21 protein-coding genes and 4 pseudogenes are annotated in these 21,434 nt (G+C 58.6%); 22 read left to right on the forward strand and 3 right to left on the reverse strand.

The genetic code is table 11. From position 1 onward, the window contains the following. Positions 1-155: 155 nt before the first annotated feature. A complete protein-coding gene (locus PWP93_RS36115) occupies positions 156-311 on the reverse strand; it encodes a hypothetical protein (RefSeq protein WP_421048263.1) in 156 nt (51 codons plus the stop codon). Between the two features lie 578 nt (positions 312-889). Between PWP93_RS36115 and PWP93_RS36120 the strand changes: the two are divergent. After that, positions 890-1,283, forward strand: a pseudogene (locus PWP93_RS36120) (transposase); the annotation flags it as partial. 8 nt (positions 1,284-1,291) lie between these two features. Here PWP93_RS36120 and PWP93_RS36125 read toward each other — a convergent pair. After that, positions 1,292-1,465, reverse strand: a pseudogene (locus tag PWP93_RS36125) (IS6 family transposase); the annotation flags it as partial. Between the two features lie 457 nt (positions 1,466-1,922). Here PWP93_RS36125 and PWP93_RS36130 point away from each other — a divergent pair. The 17 genes and pseudogenes from PWP93_RS36130 to PWP93_RS36210 all read left to right on the forward strand — a co-directional run bounded on the left by PWP93_RS36130 (position 1,923) and on the right by PWP93_RS36210 (position 15,254). Then, entirely contained in the window at positions 1,923-2,315 is a 393-nt protein-coding gene (locus tag PWP93_RS36130) for an STAS/SEC14 domain-containing protein (RefSeq protein ID WP_421048264.1), read from the forward strand. A gap of 200 nt (positions 2,316-2,515) precedes the next feature. After that, positions 2,516-3,469, forward strand: coding sequence for an IS5 family transposase (locus tag PWP93_RS36135; protein WP_421048265.1), 954 nt, complete (start codon positions 2,516-2,518; stop codon positions 3,467-3,469). 474 nt (positions 3,470-3,943) lie between these two features. After that, positions 3,944-5,141: pseudogene (locus PWP93_RS36140) on the forward strand (IS3 family transposase). A gap of 831 nt (positions 5,142-5,972) precedes the next feature. After that, on the forward strand, positions 5,973-7,070 hold the full coding sequence (locus PWP93_RS36145) for an IS5 family transposase (protein ID WP_421043649.1): 1,098 nt from the start codon (positions 5,973-5,975) through the stop codon (positions 7,068-7,070). A 170-nt stretch (positions 7,071-7,240) separates the two neighbouring features. Further along, complete coding sequence (locus PWP93_RS36150; RefSeq protein ID WP_421048266.1) at positions 7,241-7,816, forward strand: DUF7686 domain-containing protein; 576 nt, start codon at positions 7,241-7,243, stop codon at positions 7,814-7,816. Between the two features lie 90 nt (positions 7,817-7,906). Continuing rightward, positions 7,907-8,335: a hypothetical protein gene (locus PWP93_RS36155; protein WP_421048267.1), complete on the forward strand. Its 429-nt coding sequence runs from the start codon at positions 7,907-7,909 to the stop codon at positions 8,333-8,335. A gap of 407 nt (positions 8,336-8,742) precedes the next feature. After that, complete coding sequence (locus PWP93_RS36160; protein WP_421048268.1) at positions 8,743-8,985, forward strand: DUF4160 domain-containing protein; 243 nt, start codon at positions 8,743-8,745, stop codon at positions 8,983-8,985. Further along, a complete protein-coding gene (locus PWP93_RS36165; protein ID WP_421048269.1) occupies positions 8,969-9,217 on the forward strand; it encodes a DUF2442 domain-containing protein in 249 nt (82 codons plus the stop codon). Before PWP93_RS36160 ends, PWP93_RS36165 begins: the two co-directional genes overlap by 17 nt. Positions 9,218-9,248: 31 nt before the next feature. Then, positions 9,249-9,413 (forward strand): annotated as a pseudogene (locus PWP93_RS36170) (BrnA antitoxin family protein); the annotation flags it as partial. A gap of 22 nt (positions 9,414-9,435) precedes the next feature. Continuing rightward, on the forward strand, positions 9,436-9,663 hold the full coding sequence (locus PWP93_RS36175; RefSeq protein WP_421048270.1) for a hypothetical protein: 228 nt from the start codon (positions 9,436-9,438) through the stop codon (positions 9,661-9,663). Continuing rightward, positions 9,660-9,866: a hypothetical protein gene (locus PWP93_RS36180; protein WP_421048271.1), complete on the forward strand. Its 207-nt coding sequence runs from the start codon at positions 9,660-9,662 to the stop codon at positions 9,864-9,866. Before PWP93_RS36175 ends, PWP93_RS36180 begins: the two co-directional genes overlap by 4 nt. A 158-nt stretch (positions 9,867-10,024) precedes the next feature. After that, on the forward strand, positions 10,025-10,309 hold the full coding sequence (locus tag PWP93_RS36185; RefSeq protein ID WP_213309276.1) for a type II toxin-antitoxin system Phd/YefM family antitoxin: 285 nt from the start codon (positions 10,025-10,027) through the stop codon (positions 10,307-10,309). Further along, positions 10,309-10,566: a type II toxin-antitoxin system RelE/ParE family toxin gene (locus tag PWP93_RS36190; RefSeq protein ID WP_421048272.1), complete on the forward strand. Its 258-nt coding sequence runs from the start codon at positions 10,309-10,311 to the stop codon at positions 10,564-10,566. The genes PWP93_RS36185 and PWP93_RS36190 overlap by 1 nt, the downstream gene beginning before the upstream one ends. A 73-nt stretch (positions 10,567-10,639) precedes the next feature. Then, positions 10,640-10,966 (forward strand): IS66 family insertion sequence element accessory protein TnpA, encoded by a 327-nt coding sequence (gene tnpA / locus PWP93_RS36195; protein WP_342964817.1) that lies wholly within the window; start codon positions 10,640-10,642, stop codon positions 10,964-10,966. Next, entirely contained in the window at positions 10,966-11,334 is a 369-nt protein-coding gene (tnpB, locus tag PWP93_RS36200; RefSeq protein WP_421043126.1) for an IS66 family insertion sequence element accessory protein TnpB, read from the forward strand. The genes tnpA and tnpB overlap by 1 nt, the downstream gene beginning before the upstream one ends. Before the next feature lie 18 nt (positions 11,335-11,352). Further along, entirely contained in the window at positions 11,353-12,939 is a 1,587-nt protein-coding gene (gene tnpC, locus PWP93_RS36205; protein ID WP_421044971.1) for an IS66 family transposase, read from the forward strand. 863 nt (positions 12,940-13,802) lie between these two features. Next, positions 13,803-15,254 (forward strand): trypsin-like peptidase domain-containing protein, encoded by a 1,452-nt coding sequence (locus tag PWP93_RS36210; protein WP_421048273.1) that lies wholly within the window; start codon positions 13,803-13,805, stop codon positions 15,252-15,254. Positions 15,255-15,446: 192 nt separating this feature from the next. Here the strand turns inward: PWP93_RS36210 and PWP93_RS36215 are convergent, their stop codons facing one another. Further along, complete coding sequence (locus PWP93_RS36215; RefSeq protein ID WP_421048274.1) at positions 15,447-16,580, reverse strand: IS701 family transposase; 1,134 nt, start codon at positions 16,578-16,580, stop codon at positions 15,447-15,449. A 145-nt stretch (positions 16,581-16,725) separates the two neighbouring features. Here PWP93_RS36215 and PWP93_RS36220 point away from each other — a divergent pair, with 145 nt between their 5' ends. The 4 genes from PWP93_RS36220 to PWP93_RS36235 all read left to right on the forward strand — a co-directional run bounded on the left by PWP93_RS36220 (position 16,726) and on the right by PWP93_RS36235 (position 21,288). Then, complete coding sequence (locus tag PWP93_RS36220; protein ID WP_421048265.1) at positions 16,726-17,679, forward strand: IS5 family transposase; 954 nt, start codon at positions 16,726-16,728, stop codon at positions 17,677-17,679. A 390-nt stretch (positions 17,680-18,069) separates the two neighbouring features. Next, positions 18,070-19,026 (forward strand): IS5 family transposase, encoded by a 957-nt coding sequence (locus PWP93_RS36225; protein ID WP_421048275.1) that lies wholly within the window; start codon positions 18,070-18,072, stop codon positions 19,024-19,026. A gap of 196 nt (positions 19,027-19,222) precedes the next feature. Continuing rightward, positions 19,223-20,089, forward strand: a complete 867-nt coding sequence (locus PWP93_RS36230) for a transposase (RefSeq protein WP_421048276.1) — start codon at positions 19,223-19,225, stop codon at positions 20,087-20,089. A 509-nt stretch (positions 20,090-20,598) separates the two neighbouring features. Further along, complete coding sequence (locus PWP93_RS36235) at positions 20,599-21,288, forward strand: CBS domain-containing protein (RefSeq protein ID WP_421048277.1); 690 nt, start codon at positions 20,599-20,601, stop codon at positions 21,286-21,288. Positions 21,289-21,434: the final 146 nt, after the last annotated feature.

Raw genomic sequence — 21,434 nt, forward strand, 5'->3', positions numbered from 1 at the left:
AACGACATCTACGCGAACTCTATAACGCTCATGGCTTACCGCTTACGCTCAAACATGAGTTTGGCACTGCCTGCCAGCAGTGCGCGTGGTGCCGCGAGACGGGTGGCGACTGGCGCGAGAGCGCCGAGGACGACGCCTGTCTTTGACGGTGGGGATCAGCCGTTCAGTTGCGACTCGACGTTGAGGACGATTCGGGCGACCGGGTTGTTCTCGGCGGAATCCGGAGCGAACTTGATCTGGGCGAACGTGACAGCAGTGAAGGCGACGACGACGAGGGCAGCAGATGCGGCGATGCGGGGAATGTATTTCACAGGGACTTCCTTTCGATGTGTAGGCAGAAACTGGCGAAGCTGACAGGGGGCCGAATCACTTCGGCGCCATGACTGTCGACAACCGGCAAGGCCGCACACGGGGTCCGATCGCGCCTGGCGATCTGGACCGCACTGCAAAAAGAGGGCGACCCAAACCCAACCACTATAAAGGTTTTACCCGCGTGTGCAGTGCGACACCAGGTCGCCAGTGCGTGCTTAATTTTTTGAGCAGCGTCTCGTGATTGAAAGGTCTATGTAGGCTGTAACGAGCAGTGCGGCACTGTGCTTTAGACCACCATCGGCAATGTGTTAAAAATAGGCTTACCATGGGATACGCACACCACCAATGGCGCGTAGGAGATTCCATGGACCACTACATTGTGCTAGCCGTGATTCTGCTAGTCCCTTCGATCGCGTTTGTGTCCGTGCTTTATACGGGCACCCACAAACGCCATTGAAGGCCAGTGGTGAGACTTTGTCGCTGGTTCAGGCGACACGGGCAATCGGACGACCACCAGCCCGCCACGTAAGGCTCCCGGGGCGAACCTGCAGGACCTCCAGGCTAATTGCGCAGCTTGGAGGAACATATCGCGGTTGATACCGATGGCCGGCTGCTGATGGTCAATCTCACGCCGGCCGATACTGCTGGGAGCACTGGAGCGCAAGCCGTGCTGGAGGCGGTGAGAAAGCGCTGGCCGGAAGTGAAGCATCTGTTCGCTGACGGGGCCTACGACCGCACGGCGCTGATGAACAAGGCGGCCATGCTAGAGTTCGTCGTCGAGGTGGTGCGCCGCCACGAGCAGCAGATGGGCTTTGCCGTGTTGCCCCGACGCTGGGTATAGGAGCGCACCTTCGGCTGGATGGTTCGCTGGCGCCGGCTGGTGAGATTACGAGCAACCTACCGACGTCTCCGAAGCCATGATTCACTTGGCGATGAGCAGTCTGTTGTTACGCAGAATTGCCCATCCCTGATTTTTCAAAAACTTGTCACAGCAGCATCGGATCGTTTCATATGTCACGGTTACGCCACGCTCGAAGAGCAGTTCCTCGATGTCGCGCAAGCTCAACTGGAATCGAAAATACCAGCGAACCGCATGGCAGATGACCGGTGCTGGGAAACGATGACCGTGGTAAAGCGATTCTGCTTTCTTCATCACGCCATCTTACGCGACCGGCCCGCCAACCTGACAACGCCCTGCTGAGAATATCGCTCATGCCGGTGACGACGAGAACCGTGATCCGTACGAGCTGTGCCAGTAGCTTCGTGTACAGTGACCCAAGGTGTTCGCTAAAATTCTGGCATTTCAACTTGATCAGTAAGGGGCGTACGTCCGCGCGTCAAGAAATTCCCGCTTGCGCGTGCGCTTCGTCGACAAATCCAGACCACGACCAAGTTGCGTCATCTAGGCTCTCCTGACTCACAAAGTTCTTACCAGGATACTTAATCCCGCACATCAATACAGGGACTTCTGCAGACCTTCCCTAACACGGCATTTGAACTGCAATCGTGGTTTTTCGGTCCAACGAGCAGAAACTACCCCGTCACTTTGACAAGCATGCAGGTTGCAAGTGAGCGGGTTCCCGTGCCCGTCCCACCCATGGAGACAGATCGTGATCCAGATTCTCGAGGGTTTTCCGGCGAACGTGGTTGCGGTCAGCGCGAACGGCAAGCTCGCGCGAGAAGATTATGAGAGGGTTTTAATACCCGCTGTAGAGGCGGCGCTGGTTGGTCACGAGAAGATCCGGGTTTACTATGAACTCGGTCCTGATTTCATAAGTATGGAACCCGGCGCCGCGTGGGAGGATTTGAAGCTTGGTGCCTCCCACTACCTCAAATGGGAAGGTATTGCAGTAGTGACGGATCATGAATGGATACGGCACACGATTGACGTCTTCCGCTTCCTGATTCACGGCCAGGTTCGCACCTATCCGATGAGTCGCGCGAGCGAGGCACGTGACTGGATAGTCAAAAAACTCGACAGAAATACGATTCGGCTAAGCTGACGTTCCGGAAAGCTTAAAGAATGTTTATCAACGAACGGAAATACGCAGGTGCGGTTTTCAGCATGCCAATGTAAAGGTGAACGTTCGGCGTTCGCTAACGCCCGTAATTCTCACTAAATCTAAGGAAGGTCTGCAAAAGTCCTGGCGTTGAAATTTCGTTCGGCTATCCTGGAAGATAGGCAAGTTTAAGGAGTTCGTCGATGACACAGCTCGGTCTTGGTCTGGATCTTTCAACGAAACGCACGCGCAAGCGGGAATTTCTCGATGAGATGAGGCGTGTTGTGCCATGGTCGAGGTTGATTGCGTTGATCGAACCGTACTATCCGAAGGGCAAGACTGGAAGGCCACCGTTTCCGGTTGCGACGATGCTGCAGATTCACTTCATGCAGCAGTGGTTTGGGCTTTCGGACCCGGCAATGGAAGAGGCACTTTATGACGTGCCGCTGTATCGTGAGTTTGCAGGGCTGGGCGAAGGTATGACGCGCTTGCCGGATGAGAGCACGATTCTGCGATTCCGTCATCTTCTTGAAACGCACGGTCTGGCCGCGCAGATGCTCGCACTGGTCAATGAGATCCTGAGTGAAAAAGGCTTGATGTTGAAGGCTGGGTCAGCGGTCGATGCGACCTTGATTAGCGCACCCAGTTCGACAAAGAACGGCTCGGGTACACGGGACCCTGAGATGCACCAGACGAAGAAGGGAAATCAATGGTACTTCGGGATGAAAGCGCACATCGGCGTGGACGCGGAGTCGGGTCTGGTCCACACCGTCATGGGTACGGCGGCCAACGTGCACGACATCAATGCGGCCGAAGCGTTGTTGCACGGCCAAGAAAAGGATGTGTACGCTGACGCCGGATATCAGGGTATTGAAAAGCGCTGTCAGGCGAACACGGTGCGCTGGCATGTCGCGATGCGACCGGGCAAACGTCGACAACTGGAGCTGACCAATCGTCTTGACGCGATATACAACCAGATTGAGCGCCTGAAGGCTGGCGTGCGCGCCAAGGTTGAACATCCGTTTCGCGTGCTCAAGCAGCAGTTTGGCTATACGAAGACGCGGTATCGGGGATTGGTGAAGAACACGGCGCAGATCACAACACTGTTTGCGCTGGGCAACCTCTGGATGGCGCGCAAGGCTCTATGCAAAGCGTGAAAAACCTGGCGGATCAGGCCGTAAGTCTCGTCAAACGGCGGTCGTCATGCTTCAAAAGCTGGACAACCAACCTGTCAGCAGAGCTTACGGCCGATATGCTCAACCTCGAAAAGGATTAGCGCTCTGAAAACGTGTTGTGCAGACCTTCCCTAATACACGGCTTCGAGACTTTCAACTTGCCGAAAAATCTCAAGACTGAGATTGTTCCTGAAAAACGCCAACGGCGCTGGTCCTCTTCTTTCTTTGCGCAAACTGCTCTCGGACGGCGCGATGCATGCACTTCTACGCCGAACACTATTGAAGGAATGAGTGTTTCGCGCAACGATCTTCGCGTCGAACCCCCATGAGAGTGCAGTGCAGAAGGGCCTGAAGTCTTGTCGTGGAGCGGCCCCACGTATCTGAGGACACGCGGACTCTCTTAAAATAAGGGATAGTCTTGTGCCTATCAGTAAGCCTAGTCATTACGTGGAATCCATCGAAATTCTGACCGAGCCGGAGCGGCGGCGTCGACGCACGGCGCAGGAAAAAATCGCCATCGTGCAGGAAACGCTGGCGCCGGGTGCATCGGTATCTGCCGTAGCGCGGCGGCACGGCGTGAACCCGAACCAGGTGTTCGGCTGGCGCAAGCAATACCAGGAAGGCAGTCTTGCGGCGGTGCAAGCGGGCGAAACCGTTGTCCCGGCATCGGAGCTGGCCGCCGCCATCAAGGAAATCAAGGAACTGCAACGTCTGCTCGGGAAGAAGACGATGGAAGTCGAAATCCTGAAAGAAGCGGTCGAGTGGGGCCGCTCAAAAAACCTGATTGCGCGCTCGCCCTTGTTGCCGGGGGACGACCATTGAAAACGGTCTGCGAAGTTCTCGGCGTGGCGCGCTCTGGCGTGGCGGTGAAACGGGTTCGCTCGTCCGGTTGGCAGGATGGTCGCCGCGCCAGGCCGACAGACGACACTGAGCTGCTCGAAGAAATCCAGGCCCACATAGCGCATCTGCCGACCTATGGCTACCGGCGCATCTGGGCGCTGCTGCGTCGCAGTCGCGAACTGGTCGGCGCGCCTTGCATCAACCACAAGCGCGTCTACCGCGTGATGCACGAGCGTCAGTTGCTGCTGCGCCGCCCCGGCGTGCGTCGAGACAAGCGGCGGCATGACGGTCGCGTTGCCGTCGACCGCAGTGATACCCGCTGGTGTTCCGATGGCTTCGAGTTCCGGTGCGACGACGGCACGCCGCTGCGCGTGACGTTCGCGCTGGACTGCTGCGACCGGGAAGCGATTAGCTGGGCGGCGACGACCGGTGGGCATAGCGGCGACGTGGTGCGCGACGTGATGCTGGCGGCCGCCGAACAGCGCTTCGGCACCACACAGACGACGCGGCCCATCGAATGGCTGACGGACAACGGTTCGGCCTACATCGACCATCGCACGCGGAGCTTTGCACGCGAGTTGGGCTTGGAACCGCTGACCACGCCCGTGCGCTCGCCGCAGAGCAATGGCACGCCGAGTCGTTCGTGAAGACCATGAAGCACAATTACGTCGCCTATATGGACAAGCCCGATGCGCCGACGGCGCTCTCGCGTCTGGCTGTTGCGTTTGAGCATTACAACGAGCGTCACCCGCACAAAGCCCTGAAATACCGCTCGCCTCGCGAGTTCAGGCGGGCTGCGGCGTCATCAACCTAACGGTGTCCGTGTGTCCTCAGTTACAGGGGCAACTCCATGTCGCCTGTTCTGTATGATTGAAGCTGATCAATGATAGTGATAGGTTGCGCTCCGCAAATCGCCCCGAATCCTGCGCCAGAAAAGGACGTGTTTTCCTGACGGTAAAAGCCCATGTCGATCACTGCAAATCCCTTTAACCATACGGACTTGCGACTCTCGTTGATGATCGAGTGGAAATCGTTTCATGCAGACCGACGGGCGTTCAGCCAGCGCATGGTCAGAATCAATAATTTTACATAAAAAGAATGATCGATGTTTAATTCGTAATCCTATAGGTTTTGTTAAAACGGTGACGGCTTCGGAGCTCCCGACCCTGTAGCGCGTCTGCGCGGAAGCCACGCGTGAATATCTTATGAGCATGCCGGCCCGGCGCAGCAAGTTGTGTAACTCATGCCGCGCCACCGTCAGTGGTGCATACTGACGTGCTGGGGTGCTGCCCAGGGACGTTACGCTTTCTTGTGCGGATGTCGTGCGGAAATGACCTCATCGAACGCGTCGATCGTGGATGGCGTATCGCGTTTCCGGTCACGCCCGAAACACGGCAGGCGCTCGCAGTCTCTGATAATCATGTAGCATTGGCTTCGCCAGTTCCCAGGCACACCATTGCAGGCTCGTCAGGCCGCGTGTCGCCGCCAACGGCGACGAACGTTGCCGAAGGAGGCAACCGGAATCTATCCTCCCGACGATCGCCGGAAGAACCATTAGCAGGTTGCTGAAGTACCGCTGAAACACGTCATCGCGGAGCGTTCGTCAAACGTTGATAGATGGACTTCCACTTGCCACATCGAGATCATGCGCGGCGCCGACACGTTTACCGAGAGTCTGTTTTCTGTACGCAAGCTGGACGAGTTCGTTCCGAAGTCGCATCCGTTGCGTTCGATCCGCGTGATGGCGAACGAAGCGCTGGGGAAGATGGATCGGCTGTTCGCCGGGATGTACGAATCCGACATAAAGGGCGGTCGACCGAGCATCGCGCCAGAGAAGTTGCTGCGGGCCATGCTGATTCAGGTGCTTTACAGCATCCGTTCCGAGCGCCAGCTGATGGAGCAGGTGCAATACAACCTGCTTTTTCGCTGGTTCATCGGCCTTGCAATGGATGATGAGGTGTGGGTGCCCACGGTCTTCACGAAGAACCGCGAGCGATTGATCAAGCACGATGCGGTCATCGAATTCTTCAACGAAGTGGTGGCCATTGCCGAGAAGAAGTGTCTGCTTTCGGGTGAGCATTTCAGCGTGGACGGCACGCTGATCCAGGCGTGGGCCGGACACAAGAGCTTCGTACGCAAGAACGGTGACGATCAGGATAACGATGGTGGTGGCGCAGGCGACTTCAAGGGCGAGAAACGCAGCAACGAAACACATCAGTCGAGAACCGACCCTGATGCGCAGCTCTATCGCAAAGGCAAAACGGCCAGCGAATTGCGGTACATGGGCCATACGCTGACCGATAACCGGCACGGCCTGGTGGTCAATGCGCGCGTGACACGCGCCGACGGGCATGCCGAGCGTGAAGCGGCCAAGATCATGGTCCACGACGCGCGGCAAGCAGCAAAGGATCCGAACGCAGAAGTGACGTTGGGTGCAGACAAGGGTTACGACGCCCAGGAATTCATCGAGGCGTGCCAGCAGATGAAGGTCACACCGCACGTTGCGCAAAATACCGCGGGGCGACGTTCGGCGGTGCCCGATACGATTGCCTCGAGCGTGGGCTACGCCATTTCGCAGCAGAAGCGCAAGTTGATAGAACAAGGCTTCGGCTGGGCCAAGACCGTGGGACGCATGCGTCAGGTGATGGTGCGCGGTTTGAAGAAGGTGGACCAGATGTTTGTGTTGAACATGGCGGCCTACAACCTCGTGCGCATGCGATCGCTGGCAGAAGTCCGCCCATAGCGGCGGGAAAGAGCGGCAATGAGGCCAGAAGTCGGCCTCAGACCGCTTTAAAACAGTTGATTCGCGTTGAAATCGCACAATGCGAAAGATTTAGCGACGGCGGTCGCGCAAATCGAGAAAGGCAGCTTCCGTCGGGGTGTATTTCCGCAACCTGTTAGGGCAGACACGACATGGCACATGAGCGATGCGAACAATGCGGCAGCCAGACGCCGCCCTGGGACATCATCCACTGCGGCTCCGGCGATGGCCACCATGAGTTGCTCTGCACGGTGTGCTTCAATGCCAGGATTGCCGAGTCCACCGGATTCGCGGATTTCGAGAACGTCCGGCTTGACCCAATCCGGATGATCGACTGCCAGGGAGAGTCCCACCAGTTCCATTTCCAGCTCCGCTTCCTGGGCGACCGGATTGCACTGGACGCTTTTGAGCTTCGCGGAGAAATTCGCGCCGGTTACCGATTCCAGCTGATCGGCGAAGCCGAGGACGACGTGTTCGTGCTGCTCGGGCGTCTCGTCGAAAAGATGCGTCGCGCGCTGTCGGTCAGGCACATCGACTTTCGTGAGCGCCGGATCATCGATAGCACGGTGCGCGGGCACATCGAATGGGATGCGTCGCATGCGGGGCGCTTGCCACTCGTGGTGGTCGACGGCAAGGAAGTCTCGTGGGACGATCTTGGGCAAATGCTCATGAGCATAGAAGGCTGGCAGTTTCGACTCGATATCGCTGACCCGAGCGAGGAGCTTTGAGCCGACACTGCGCAACGGGCGGCGAACGCCGCCCCCGAGCCGGCTGCCAGGTTGGTCGCTCGAACGTTACAACCCTGGCGGAGGAGAGCCATGGTCACAGTCAGGTACGACGATCTTTCGTTGGCTTTCGACTTCGTCAGCTACGCGGCGCCAACAGAGCATAACGCGTATGTCTCGCTCGATACGGGCAAAATATATTGGACTTCCGATTCCAGCGACGCGTTCGACGAGGAGCTTCCTGACGACCTTGAAACTTCTGATCGTTACCTCGCGATACCGCATAAGAACGAGCTCGATCTGGGAAGACGTCTCGCCTTGCGCTTTGTCGCACAGGAGTTGCCTGCGTGTTACGACCGGGCCGAAGGATTTTTCCGGCGGCAAGGGGCTTATGCGCGTTTCAAGGATTTGCTGGAGCGTGAAGGCGTTCTCGAACGCTGGTATGCGTTTGAAGCCGATGCCGTCGAAAATGCGCTGAGGCAATGGTGTGCCGAAAACGGGCTTGAGCTTGTTCAGACGTGACGGGACCTGTCAGTTTTCGCAACGCCGGGTGTGCTGCTTCCCGAGGTCAAACGGGAAGCAGGCTCCAATAGCGTGTCGCGTGACGAAAGCCACCGTGCAAATGCCATGCCGCAGTTTGCCCTCCCTATACAGCCGGTATGGGACGACGAGCGGGGCGTGCATGGAGCAGGTCACGCTACAGCGCATGATGCCGCCGTATGCGTAACAAGCTGACCGGCGCGCCGGATACGGCGCGGAACCAACCGGTTGAAACATAAGCTGCGAGGGCGGCTTGCGTTCGGCGGAATCCCGATGGGCATGGTCAGGTCGCCGCGGGGCGGTGCGGCGCGCTTTTTTGTACCGTCAGAAACTCCTTTGGGCGCCGACTTATTGACGGTACAATAAATGCAATCTCTGCGGGGTTGTCAATGCCTGTCGTCTTTCGATACAACGGTATCCGGTTCTTCTTCTATTCGAATGAAGGCGACCCTCGCGAGCCGGTTCACATCCACGCCCAGCTGGGCTCAAGTGTGGCGAAGATCTGGCTCTATCCCGACGTTCATGTGGCCAGCAGTTCAGGGTTCTCGGCGAAGGAGCAGGCGCTGCTGATGCAGGCGGTGGAACAGAACCGCGAGTTGATCGAAAGGAGGTGGAATGAGCATTTCAGCTAGAGAGCTGCGGTTCGACGATTTCGCGATGTGGGTCGAACTGGAGGACGGGCGCACGCTCGGCGTTCCGCTTGCCTGGTTTCCGAGACTGTTGCACGCAACGCCCGAGCAGCGGCTCCATTACGAGATCAGCGCAGGAGGGCTGCATTGGGACGAGATCGACGAGGACATCTCGGTTGACGGTCTGCTTGCTGGTCGTGGCGACATAACGCATCGCCATGCCGACGCTGCCTGATGCGATGAGCAGTCCGCAAAGGGCGCCCCCGAAACGCATGGGGCGGCCACCGCTCGAAAATCCGAAGGTCAAGCTGACCATGCGATACGACGCGGATATTGTCGAAGTGTTCAGGGCAACGGGCGAAGGCTGGCAGACACGCATGAACGAAGCCCTTCGGACGTTTCTGCAAGAGCATCCACTCGACGCACGCTGATCCAATTCCCAAGGTGCTCGTCATGACCGATCGCCGGGCGTCGATTCGCGCCATAGTGATCAACGGCTACGAAGCCGTGGTGGAGTTTGATCCGGTCACTGGTATCTATCGGGGCGAGTTTCCGGGTCTCAACGGCCGGCCGGACTTCTATGCAACTGACGAGGCGCAGGTTGTGGTTGAAGGCCGACGTTCGCTGGCAATCTACCTCGAAAGTTGCACCAGCCGCATTACAACGGGAGCCGGTGCATGAATATCGACGCGCGCATCCAGATCACACCTGGCGTCATCTTCTCGGCAGCTGTCTTCACACCTGTAGAACTCACACAGCGTCCGAGCGTGCAGGACCGGGACACGCAGCACCCTGATTCGCACCGACCGGCCCTCGATCCGCGGCAGATCGATCTTTGGGCCAATGACGCCAACTATGCACCGCAGGCCGATACGCAGCCATGAAGTCCGGCAACTGGCGAGCGGAATAAAATAGAACGCTCGTTCGTAAATGCGATAATTTATGTTATGTAAAATAACGTCGACCATCAGTCTCGTAACCTGTTGCGATCTGACCGATAACGGTCTATATTCAGTCCAGTTTGACCCCAACGGAGCGCCCCATGCACCTCGCCGATCACGTCAAGCCGATCAGCTACCTCAAGAGCGAAGCCGCCCAGATCGTCAAGGACCTTACCGACTCGGGAGAGCCGCTCATCATCACGCAGAACGGCGAGGCGAAACTCGTGGTCCAGGACGTGCGAACCTACGAAGCGACCCAGCAGACCATTGCGCTGCTGAAGATCCTGGCCATTGGCCAGAAACAGATCGAGCGCGATGACCACGTCGACGGCGACGACTTCTTCGCGGAGCTCAACGAACTCGACCGCCAGGAAAAACTTCGCTGATGCCGGCCCCGCTGCTGAAGTACCGCGTCCTGCCGACCGCGCGGATCGGCATCGACGAACTGAGAAGTTACATTGTCCGCACCTTCGGATGGCCGACCTGGCGTCAGACATCGGCGCAGATTCAGGAAACCATCACGCAGATTCGCCGGTATCCCGACAGTGGCCATATGCCTGCCGAACTCGACGGCTTCGTCGATGAGCGTTTCCGGCAGGCCCTGTCCGGCAAGAACCGGATCATCTACCAGGGTAAGCGGTAAGCCATGAGCGTTATAGAGTTCGCGTAGATGTCGTTGCAGAATGCTCCTCGTTCAATGCGATCAGGAGCAGACGATGAAGGCAGCAGCGAAGCGAGAGGAAGTGGAATTAGCGTGGCGCCAGAGGCTGGCACGCTTCGCAGAGCGCGGACTGACGGTCAGAGCGTTCTGCCGTGAGGAGTCGGTGTCGGAGTTTCGCTTCTATCATTGGCGGCGGCGCTTGCAGGGCCTGGCATCTCCGTGTGGCGTGGATGCATCCGCCGGGGACTCGGCCTTTGTCGATCTGGGGACCATTGCGGCAACTGACACGCACATCAACCCGGGCACGCAGGCTGGACAGGCGAATCTGACGATCCGCCTCGATCTGCCCGGCGGCATCGTTCTGACAATCGCGAGAAGCTGATGTTCTTCCCTGAGCAGCAGGTACGTGTGTTCCTGTACGGCGCACCCGTGGACATGCGGCGCTCGTTCGATGGCTTGCACGCGATCGCACGCCACAGCATGCCGGTCGATCCACTTGGGGGCCATCTGTTCGCGTTCATCAATCGTCGTGCCACGCAAATCAAGGTGCTTTATTTCGATCGCAGCGGCTGGTGCGTTTGGGCCAAGCGGCTCGAGCAAGGCCGATTTCTGGCCAACTGGAACCGGGCGGACACGCGTGAGATCGATGTCACCCAACTGAAGCTGTTGCTCGAGGGAATCGAGGTCGTCCGGCAGCGGCATCGTTACCGGCACACGCAGCCACAGTCGCCGGTGAGGCCCTCGCCATGAGGCATGCGTTGCCCTATGATGGTGGCCATGCCATCGACTGCCGCCACCGACGAAACGCTCGTAGCGCTCACTGCGCACGTGGCGGCGTTGTCAGCGCGATGCGAAGCGGTACTGAGCGAGAACGCACAATTGCGCGCGCAAGTCGCGTGGTTCCAGCGCCAGCTGTTCGGCCGCAAGAGCGAGCGTCGCATCGTACAGCCCGATGCGGCACAAGGCACGCTGGGCGAAGCCTTCGATGCTGTGCCCGATGCACCGGCGCCGGGCAGGAAGACGCGCATAGCAGGCCACGAGCGCAGCACCACGCCCAGTCGCCCGGGTGTCGACGAATCAACGCTGTTCTTCGACGAGGGCAAGGTGCCGGTCGAAGTCATCGAGATCGCGAACCCCGAGAGCGCAGGTCTCGATCCCGAGGATTACGAAGTAATCGGCGAGCGTGTGAGCCACCGGCTGGCCCAACGTCCCGGCAGCTATGTCGTGCTCAAGTACGTGCGCCCGGTGATCAAGCGGCGCGATACGCAGGCACTGTCGTGTCCTGCGGCGCCGGTTGGTGTGATCGAAGGCAGCCGCGCCGATGTGTCGTTCATCGCCGGGCTGCTCATCGACAAGCTGGTGTACCACCTGCCGCTGTACCGCCAACATCAGCGGCTTGCCCAGTGCGGCATCCGCGTGTCGCGGCAGTGGCTCACGCAGATCGCGCAAGCGGCCATTGCGCTGATCGAGCCCGTCCACGACGCGCAGTGGCAGTCGATCCTGAGCTCGCGTGTCAAGCGCATGGACGAGACGCCGATCAAGGCCGGACGGGACGGCCCGGGCAAGATGAAGTCGGCGTACTTCTGGCCGGTGATGGGCGAGCTCGAGGAGATCTGCTTCCACTACCAGCCGAGCCGGCGGCAGGAGCACGTCGAGCAGTTGCTCGGGCAAACCGCGGCGGCTGGCAGCGTCCTGCACACGGACGGCTACAAGGCGTACGCCTGGTATGCGAAGAAGACGGGTCTGGCCCACGCGCAGTGCTGGGCGCACAGCAGGCGTGCCTTCGTGAAGGCCGAAGAGATCGAGCCGGCACGCGTGGCCGAAGCGCTGGAGCATATCGGCGCGCTGTATCGCGTCGAGGAAGACATCCGGCAGAAGGGCCTGACAGGCTCCGGCAAGCGCGCATGGAGGCAGCAGCATGCGAAGCCGGTGGCGCAGCAGTTCTTCGTCTGGGTGGACAGGCAGTTCGAAGCGCAAGGCTTGCTGCCGAGCAGTCCGCTCACGAAGGCGCTGGCCTATGTCCGTGAGCGCCGCGATGGCCTGTTGCTGTATCTGGATGATGCGGATGTCGAGATCGATACGAATTCATTGGAGCGGGCGCTGCGCGCCATCCCAATGGGCAAGAAGAACTGGATGTTCTGCTGGACCGAACTCGGCGCCAGGCAGATCGGTATCGCGCAAAGCCTGCTGGTGACGTGCAAGCTGCACGACATCGATCCCTACGACTATCTGGTCGACGTGTTGCAGCGCGTGGGCCAGCATCCGGCATCGCGCGTGCATGAACTCACGCCGAGGATGTGGAAATCACTCTTCGCCGGCAATCCCCTGCGCTCGCCCTTGCATCAGAGCGCCTGAGATCGCAAGAACGTCGGTGAATTACCGATTACGCCGAGTCGCCCCTCGTCACATGACATGATTTGCCCGTTATCCGCGCAAGCATCGTCCCGACAGACCATTTCTTGTCCACTTCAGGAGCTGTCTCCCCGACCGGGGTCGAGCGGCTGCGGCTACCCCGCGGTCTGATTTCCTCGCGCCCGCATAGATAGCGAAGCCAGGACCGAGGCCAGACGATCCAGACGACGACACCCAGGGAAAACATTCACGGGCACCTTTCCGTTACGTCCGCGTCGTGTTCACTGAATACAGATTCGACTGAGATCGACCGTACGCCGATAGACGTTCTTTTCCAACCACGGCACGAACGTGTACTCGTCGTAGGCATTGCTTCCGATCAGGATCCAGTTATGCAAAACGTTTCCCATGGCATCCCCCTCACCTTCTGCTACCACCGACGTTTCAGGATGACGACTGCTTTCGCCGACACCCTACAGCAAGGGCGGCATCGAACTTCGCTCGCCACACCTCGAAAATAAATTGGCAGAATTAAAACGTCCTTAAGATCTGACCGGCTATTCCGCGCAAGCGCAAGGCCGCCCGCTTTGACTGATATACCACGCCGATTGTCGCGGCCCTTTTTCATGGCCCGGTACGCGAGCGCACCAGGATCCACAGTCATCGCGCGACGCACGCACGCCAGGTTTTTTCTCCACGCCCGCTTCGAGCCCACCGGGACACGCGCTGGACCACTCGCATGGCGCGTTCAATTTAAGGTCCGTTTAACGATCGCCGCCTAAATTGAAATTGTTGGAATTTGGGGATCGCGTCCAGACGTCCCATCTGATGACGACGTCTGACGCGATCGCGGCGGGAGTAGTGAGATGGCGTATAGCAATCTGACGCGCCTGACGATCGTGATCGTCGCAGCAATGTCCCAAGGCTGCATGGCGCAATCCGGTGTGACACAGGTCCAGTCCGGTGCGGCATGGGGTAGTGCCGCAAGGTCGTCGCATGATCAGGCGCCGCCGATTGTGACAGATTTTTCCGCTCTCGCTCGCGACAACGCGGCCGGCGTGGTCAACGTCAGCACAAGGGGTGCAACGCCGGAAGCCCGCATGACACCGCTTTGGCCACCGACGGGAAATGGCAATGATCCACTTTCCAGCCTGTTCCAGCGGTATTCATCCGAATTCGGCAGCGCAACGCGAACCTCGTCGCAATCACTCGGCACTGGCTTCATCATCAACCCTGACGGATATATTCTCACCAATTCAAAGGTGGTCGCCGGTGCCACGAGAATCCGGGTGACGCTCAGGGACGGCCGTGAATTCAAGGCCGAACTGGTCGGAAACGACCCGGCCAGCGGAATTGCGCTCCTCAAGATTCCCGCAAAGGGCCTGTCGACCGTCGTAATCGGCTCCGCATCCGACGCGAAGGCGGGTCAGTGGGTGGCCTCCATTGGTTCACCTTATGGTCTGAATGATACGATGACGGCGGGAATCATCAGTAACATGGCGAGGACACTGCCACAAGAATCGTACATACCGCTTATTCAAACAGACCTGACGGAAGGAGCCGGCGACGCGGGAAGCCCGGTTTTCAATCTCGCCGGGGACGTCATTGGTATCGAGACGCCAGTCAACGACGTGGTAAGCAATGCTGAGGGACTCGCATTCGCGATTCCCATCGATGAAGCAATGAAGGTCGAACGGCAGTTGCAGCAGTTCCATAAGGCGCAACACGGCCGGCTCGGCATCGCTATCCAGGACGTTAGCGGCCCGCTCGCGCAATCTTTTGGCCTTGCCAAACCCGAAGGTGCACTCGTGAGTTCCGTCGATCCAGGCGGGCCGTCGGCAAAGTCGGGGCTGCGGCCAGGCGATGTGATCCTGCAAATCAATGGTGTCGCGATCAACGATTCAGCGCGATTGCCTGTGGTTGTTGCTGACCTCATGCCGGGCTCGACAGTACGCCTCACGTATTGGCGGGGAAGCACTACTCACGATACAACGGTCGTGCTCGGTCGGCTCAACGAAGCCACTTCGCAGTCTGCCACCGTTGCGCAGGCTAGCGCTCCCGATGGCTTGACAGTTCGCGGCTTGACGCCTGACGAACAACGCGAGATCGGCGCCAGGGGAGGCGTGCGTGTCGAAAAGAGTGTCGGGCCCGCTGCATTCGCCGGGATCGAACCAGGCGACGTCATCCTTATGGTCAATAACGCACGCGTATCGAGTCCGGCCCAATTCAGGCAGAAATTCGAGAACAGCGGAAATGCGGTCGCCTTGCTGGTTTTGCGCAATGGGCAACGGATGTTCGTGACCCTTGACATTGGCTAGTACTACAGCCGTAGATGCTAACCGACAGGCGGGGTAAAACCACGGCGTCGATAATGGGACTGTTGCGCGCGCCACTGGTGAGTACGTCGCCAAATTGACCATGCAATCACATGATTGATGGGGTGGACGGCGCGCCATAACAGGCGGCACAGCAGTCGACGAATTTCCTGCGGACTGAGGGGCATCATGCCTTCAGGAGTTTTTTTTACCCTCGATCCGAAGGGTGACGAGTACTGCGTGCGTCAGCAGTGCCAGGGTGATGTGGCGGTACCACCCGCGCCATCGACGCACCTCATACTGATCCAGGCCACACTCCCCCTTGGTCGCTTCAAAGCCAGTTTCGATTTCCCACCTGCGTCCCGCAACATTCACCAGAATCTGCAGTGAAGCTTTACTGCGTGGGGCGTAGACGACATAGTATGCATGCTCACGCTTTTCATCCAGACTGCGCCGTACCAGCAGGTAATGGCCGAAGCTACGTTCCTCGGCGGTGATCTGCAGCCTCCATAGTGGCGTCATTGTCCAATCGTACAGACGTTCGCCTTTGGCGCCCGCGCCAGCCGACAGGCGCTCCCATGCCGTTGACGGCAACGCTTCGGCTATCTTGTCTGCACGAACGTATTTCGGCCCTTGCCACCATAGCGGCTCATTCTTTGCGACTGCCAGCACGAAGGCCTGCCCGCGTGACTCGAGCCACAACCGCAGGTCACGGTCACCACCATAAACCTCATCACCTGTGACCCAGCCGCATGGCAGGCCAGCATCCAGCGCACGCTCAAGCATGCTTCGCGCGAGCCGTGGCTTCGTTGCGAACTCCAACGTCGACGGTATGCCGGCTGCTTTGCAGCGAGCTGGATCATCGGTCCATGCCCGCGGTACATACAGCTCGCGGTCTATGAATGCACTGCCGCCATGACCGGCATAGCAGAGGAATACGCCGACCTGGCAATTCTCGATTCGGCCCGCCGTGCCGCTGTATTGGCGTTGAACGCCGGCCGAGTGCTCGCCTTTCTTGACGAAACCCGTTTCGTCCACAATCAGCACTGCATCACGCTCGCCGAGTCGTTCAACCACGTATTGGCGCAGCACATCACGCGCGGCATCGGCGTCCCACTGCGCTCGCTCGAGCAGGTGCTGCACGCCGTCTGGTGTTTCCTCTCCCATCCATTCGGCAAGTTGCCAGCCGTTCTTGCGCTCGACTGTGCCCAGCAGTCCCTTCATATATGCCAGTGAACGCTGCCGAGGCTCAGGGCGTCTGAAGAGGTGTCCGAGGCGTTCATGCAATGCGTACAGTTCACGTTCCCACGATTTTGCAATTGCACGCATCGGCTTATTCTCACGTAGTAGTACTAATCAACTATAGCAAAAAAATCTACGGCTGTAGTACTAAATAAGGAAGGTCTGCAAAAGTCCTGGCGTTGAAATTTCGTTCGGCTATCCTGGAAGATAGGCAAGTTTAAGGAGTTCGTCGATGACACAGCTCGGTCTTGGTCTGGATCTTTCAACGAAACGCACGCGCAAGCGGGAATTTCTCGATGAGATGAGGCGTGTTGTGCCATGGTCGAGGTTGATTGCGTTGATCGAACCGTACTATCCGAAGGGCAAGACTGGAAGGCCACCGTTTCCGGTTGCGACGATGCTGCAGATTCACTTCATGCAGCAGTGGTTTGGGCTTTCGGACCCGGCAATGGAAGAGGCACTTTATGACGTGCCGCTGTATCGTGAGTTTGCAGGGCTGGGCGAAGGTATGACGCGCTTGCCGGATGAGAGCACGATTCTGCGATTCCGTCATCTTCTTGAAACGCACGGTCTGGCCGCGCAGATGCTCGCACTGGTCAATGAGATCCTGAGTGAAAAAGGCTTGATGTTGAAGGCTGGGTCAGCGGTCGATGCGACCTTGATTAGCGCACCCAGTTCGACAAAGAACGGCTCGGGTACACGGGACCCTGAGATGCACCAGACGAAGAAGGGAAATCAATGGTACTTCGGGATGAAAGCGCACATCGGCGTGGACGCGGAGTCGGGTCTGGTCCACACCGTCATGGGTACGGCGGCCAACGTGCACGACATCAATGCGGCCGAAGCGTTGTTGCACGGCCAAGAAAAGGATGTGTACGCTGACGCCGGATATCAGGGTATTGAAAAGCGCTGTCAGGCGAACACGGTGCGCTGGCATGTCGCGATGCGACCGGGCAAACGTCGACAACTGGAGCTGACCAATCGTCTTGACGCGATATACAACCAGATTGAGCGCCTGAAGGCTGGCGTGCGCGCCAAGGTTGAACATCCGTTTCGCGTGCTCAAGCAGCAGTTTGGCTATACGAAGACGCGGTATCGGGGATTGGTGAAGAACACGGCGCAGATCACAACACTGTTTGCGCTGGGCAACCTCTGGATGGCGCGCAAGGCTCTATGCAAAGCGTGAAAAACCTGGCGGATCAGGCCGTAAGTCTCGTCAAACGGCGGTCGTCATGCTTCAAAAGCTGGACAACCAACCTGTCAGCAGAGCTTACGGCCGATATGCTCAACCTCGAAAAGGATTAGCGCTCTGAAAACGTGTTGTGCAGACCTTCCCTAACACGCTCTTCTATGGGGAACCGGAAGTCAAGCCCCGTCAAAGATAAATATTCTGTTATGCGAAGTAACTTTCCTTACCCGTTGTCTACGGCCAGTCTGCATTATCCCCTGCCACGACCAGAGGCGTTGTTGCATTAATCCGGCCCGCTGCGGTGACGTTTACGCGCAACAGGCTTAACGATGCCTCTGTTAACCATTCGGGTTCCTGCGTAGATTCTCGATCTTTGCGTGCGAGAACATGCGCAAGGACAAGAGCGGGACGCAGGAGCCGAAGGCAAAATATCGCCTCAGAAACTGGACTGAATACAACGCCGGCCTGATCAACCGAGGTAACGTCACGATGTGGATCGACGACGACGCGCTTGCGAACATGCCCGACGCCGAGCCCACGCGCGGTCGTCCGCGCCAATACAGCGATGCGCTGATTCAGGCGTTGCTCGGCCTGAAGACCGTGTTCCGCTTGCCGTTGCGCGCCCTGCAAGGTTTTGCGCAAAGCCTGCGCGATCTGGCCTTCGCCGATTTGCCGGTACCAAACTACACGACCGTCTGCCGCCGCGCTCAGACGTTGCAGGTGCGGCTGCCGGTCATCCGCAGCAGCGAGCCGCTGCATCTGGTGATCGACAGCACCGGTGCGAAGGTCCATGGCGAAGGCGAGTGGAAGGTCCGTCAGCACGGATACTCGAAGCGCCGAACCTGGCGCAAGGTTCATCTGGCGCTTGACGTGAACACCGGCCAACTGCGCGCGGCGCTCATGACGCATCAAGATGTCGCGGACGGCGAAGTGTTGCCCGAACTGCTGGATCAGATCCCGGTCGACGAGCCCATCGATACGATCGGCGGCGACGGTGCATACGACACGCAGGCTTGTTACGGGGCGATCACCGCGCGCGGCGCGACGCCCTCGATTCCGCCTCGCGAAGGGGCCGTTCACTGGCCGTCGACCACGCCCGGCGGGGCCCGGCGCAACGAGGCGATCGACGCCATCGCACAAGGCAGTCGACGCGAATGGAAGCAGCAAAGCGGCTATCACCGTCGTTCGCTGGCCGAGAACGCGATGTACCGGTTCAAGACGCTCACGGGCCCGTGCCTGTGGGCACGTCGCACCGACACGCAAGCGACCGAGGTTGCTGTTCGCGTGGGCGTGCTCAATCGGATGGCGGAACTCGCACGCCCGCAGTCCGTCCGTATCGCCTGAGATCATGAACAAAGGCACCACTGTGTCCTCACGGCTGATTTACGCAACAACGCCACGACCAGACGCGGACTGGCCGTAGACAACCAACTGGTTGCTAGTTTCTCGGGACCGTCGAATTTTTCTGCGAACCATGCCTGGGCTGGGTTTCGGCGCGACCGCCCCGGTCAGGTTAAAGTCCAGATTTCTGGACGTGTGAATGACGGGAAACCCATGCTGGCAGACCATTCCAACGAAATTGAGCGAAGCGCAGTTCGAGCAGTTTGTCTTGCCGCATCTGGCCAAAGGTCATGGCCGACGCGGCCCGGCACCGACCCTGTCGCTGCACAGGATCTTCAACTACATCCTGCTGGTGCTCTATATGGGATGTCAATGGAAGACGCTGCCGATCGACGGGAATGCTCAAGGCCTGCCTGAGATTCACTACGCACGGATCTACCGGATATTTCGTCGCTGGCAGGCCATGGGTTGTATCGATTCCATCTTTGCCGGCTCGGTTCGCAGGCTTCATGATGACCGGTTGCTTGATCTGACGGTCATTCACGGTGATGGCACCACGACAGCGGCGAAGAAAGGCGGCGATAACCTCGGCTACAGCGGTCACAAACATCTCAAGGGTGACAAGGTGGTGGCCTTGTGCGACCGCCACTGCAACGTCATCGCGCCGTTCGTCGCCGCGGCCGGCAATCGCAATGAATCGCCCCTGCTGCGTAATGCGCTGCCACGACTCAGTCAGATGGCGCGCGCTGTTGGGATGAATCTGAAGGGCAACATCGTCAGTCTGGATGGCGTCTACGACTGCCGGGTCAACCGTAAGGCGATTTTCAATCGTGGCATGGTTCCGAACATTCCCGAGAACCCACGCACACGCAAAACCTCGAAGTGCGGTCGCAAGCGCCGCTTCAATCCGGCAATCTTCGAAGAGCGCTTTCGCACCATTGAGCGCGTGTTCGCCTGGGAAGACAAGTTTCGTCGCCTGCTGCTGCGCTTTGAACGCATCAGTGAGGTGCACTACGCCTTCAAGACGCTCGGCTATACGATGATCAACCTGCGCCACTACTGCTGAGTATCAGATCATGGCATGCAGTTCATTCATGGCGCAGTGCGCCACGAACAGTCACGTCAATTCGATTCGCATTGCTGACGAGAATGCCGATTGAACAGCCCGATATTCGCCATTTCCTCAACTTTCCATCCTGCTTCGCAGCTTCGTGAATGTCACTGACATCCTCCAATGCCGCGCACCCACGAAACTGGCAACCAGTTGGTAGTGAGTAGCAACGATCCGCGCCATGAATGCCCTCCAACCGTACGATCACGTTGGAAACGGCAGACCAGCGCCTCCAGCTCAAGCCACTGATTCGCCGGACGAAAGTTCATGGCCATGGAATCCATTGCGAGACCAGTCACACCCGCGCATTTCCCTGATTTCGATCAGATAGAGCCGCATCAACCGGACCTAGCATACTTCATGTGATGCCCCGCATGGCGCGATGGCGCTGCAGTTCGCCTTTCGCCTTTCAAGGTGCAAGCGAAACTTCAGCAGACCCGGACATTGCGCAAGAGGAGAAAGCAATGCGCGCAATTAATGTAATGGCTACCGCAGTGGTTTTGGCGCGGCCCGACTTGACCGTTCGAGACGCGGCGAAAATGCTCGTCGATTACCACATCAGTGGCATGCCTGTGGTCGACACTGAGGGCAAACTGGTGGGCATGATTACCGAGGGTGACTTGCTGCATCGAACTGAAATCGGGACAGAACTGAAGCGTCGCACGCGATGGCTGGAGTTCGTTGCATCGACACGGGAACTCGCCAGCGAATATGTGAAGGAGCACTCGCGCCTCGTCGGCGATGTGATGACAACCAACGTCGTTACCGCGACCGAAGACACACCGCTCGCTGAAATCGCCGAACTGATGGAACGGCATGGAATCAAGCGTGTTCCCGTCCTGAAGGATGGCAACGTGACGGGAATGGTCAGTCGTGCGGACCTCGTTCGTGCATTGGCAAGCGTTGGACCTGATGTGCGGGGAAGCATAACGCCGGACGATTCGGCGATACGCGACGCCATTCTTGCTGCATTGAGCGGCAACCGCTGGGCATTATTGCCTCAAAACGTGGTTGTCAGTAAAGGCATCGTCCACCTTTGGGGGGCGATTACGAGCGAAGAAGAACGCCAGGCAATCTGCGTCACCGCAAGGAACGTTCCGGGGGTCAAGGAGGTGGAGAGCCACCTGGAATATCCGTCCATCCCGCTGTATTAAGGATGCCGCACGAGTTCCCGATACCAGCAAGCCCCAAAATAGCGCTCCGCCTGCTTGCCCGTGTGAGCGCTACGGCCGCGGTGCCGCGCATTTGATCATGATCGCTTGCGCGATCTGGATTCTCACTGCTGTTTCAGCAGCGCGAG

It is taken from the genome of Paraburkholderia sp. A1RI-2L (assembly GCF_048957375.1).
Classification (GTDB): domain Bacteria; phylum Pseudomonadota; class Gammaproteobacteria; order Burkholderiales; family Burkholderiaceae; genus Paraburkholderia.

Bases quoted from the DNA above. Each gene is read 5' to 3' on its own strand.
- tnpA (WP_342964817.1), top strand. From the start codon at position 10,640: ATGAAGGCAGCAGCGAAGCGAGAGGAAGTGGAATTAGCGTGGCGCCAG.
- PWP93_RS36175 (WP_421048270.1), top strand. From the start codon at position 9,436: ATGACCGATCGCCGGGCGTCGATTCGCGCCATAGTGATCAACGGCTAC.
- PWP93_RS36220 (WP_421048265.1), top strand. From the start codon at position 16,726: ATGACACAGCTCGGTCTTGGTCTGGATCTTTCAACGAAACGCACGCGC.
- PWP93_RS36225 (WP_421048275.1), top strand. From the start codon at position 18,070: ATGCGCAAGGACAAGAGCGGGACGCAGGAGCCGAAGGCAAAATATCGC.
- PWP93_RS36150 (WP_421048266.1), top strand. From the start codon at position 7,241: ATGGCACATGAGCGATGCGAACAATGCGGCAGCCAGACGCCGCCCTGG.
- PWP93_RS36230 (WP_421048276.1), top strand. From the start codon at position 19,223: ATGACGGGAAACCCATGCTGGCAGACCATTCCAACGAAATTGAGCGAA.
- PWP93_RS36185 (WP_213309276.1), top strand. From the start codon at position 10,025: ATGCACCTCGCCGATCACGTCAAGCCGATCAGCTACCTCAAGAGCGAA.
- PWP93_RS36235 (WP_421048277.1), top strand. From the start codon at position 20,599: ATGCGCGCAATTAATGTAATGGCTACCGCAGTGGTTTTGGCGCGGCCC.
- tnpC (WP_421044971.1), top strand. From the start codon at position 11,353: ATGGTGGCCATGCCATCGACTGCCGCCACCGACGAAACGCTCGTAGCG.
- PWP93_RS36135 (WP_421048265.1), top strand. From the start codon at position 2,516: ATGACACAGCTCGGTCTTGGTCTGGATCTTTCAACGAAACGCACGCGC.
- PWP93_RS36210 (WP_421048273.1), top strand. From the start codon at position 13,803: ATGGCGTATAGCAATCTGACGCGCCTGACGATCGTGATCGTCGCAGCA.
- PWP93_RS36215 (WP_421048274.1), bottom strand. From the start codon at position 16,580: ATGCGTGCAATTGCAAAATCGTGGGAACGTGAACTGTACGCATTGCAT.
- PWP93_RS36160 (WP_421048268.1), top strand. From the start codon at position 8,743: ATGCCTGTCGTCTTTCGATACAACGGTATCCGGTTCTTCTTCTATTCG.
- PWP93_RS36145 (WP_421043649.1), top strand. From the start codon at position 5,973: ATGCGCGGCGCCGACACGTTTACCGAGAGTCTGTTTTCTGTACGCAAG.
- PWP93_RS36190 (WP_421048272.1), top strand. From the start codon at position 10,309: ATGCCGGCCCCGCTGCTGAAGTACCGCGTCCTGCCGACCGCGCGGATC.
- PWP93_RS36180 (WP_421048271.1), top strand. From the start codon at position 9,660: ATGAATATCGACGCGCGCATCCAGATCACACCTGGCGTCATCTTCTCG.
- PWP93_RS36165 (WP_421048269.1), top strand. From the start codon at position 8,969: ATGAGCATTTCAGCTAGAGAGCTGCGGTTCGACGATTTCGCGATGTGG.
- tnpB (WP_421043126.1), top strand. From the start codon at position 10,966: ATGTTCTTCCCTGAGCAGCAGGTACGTGTGTTCCTGTACGGCGCACCC.
- PWP93_RS36155 (WP_421048267.1), top strand. From the start codon at position 7,907: ATGGTCACAGTCAGGTACGACGATCTTTCGTTGGCTTTCGACTTCGTC.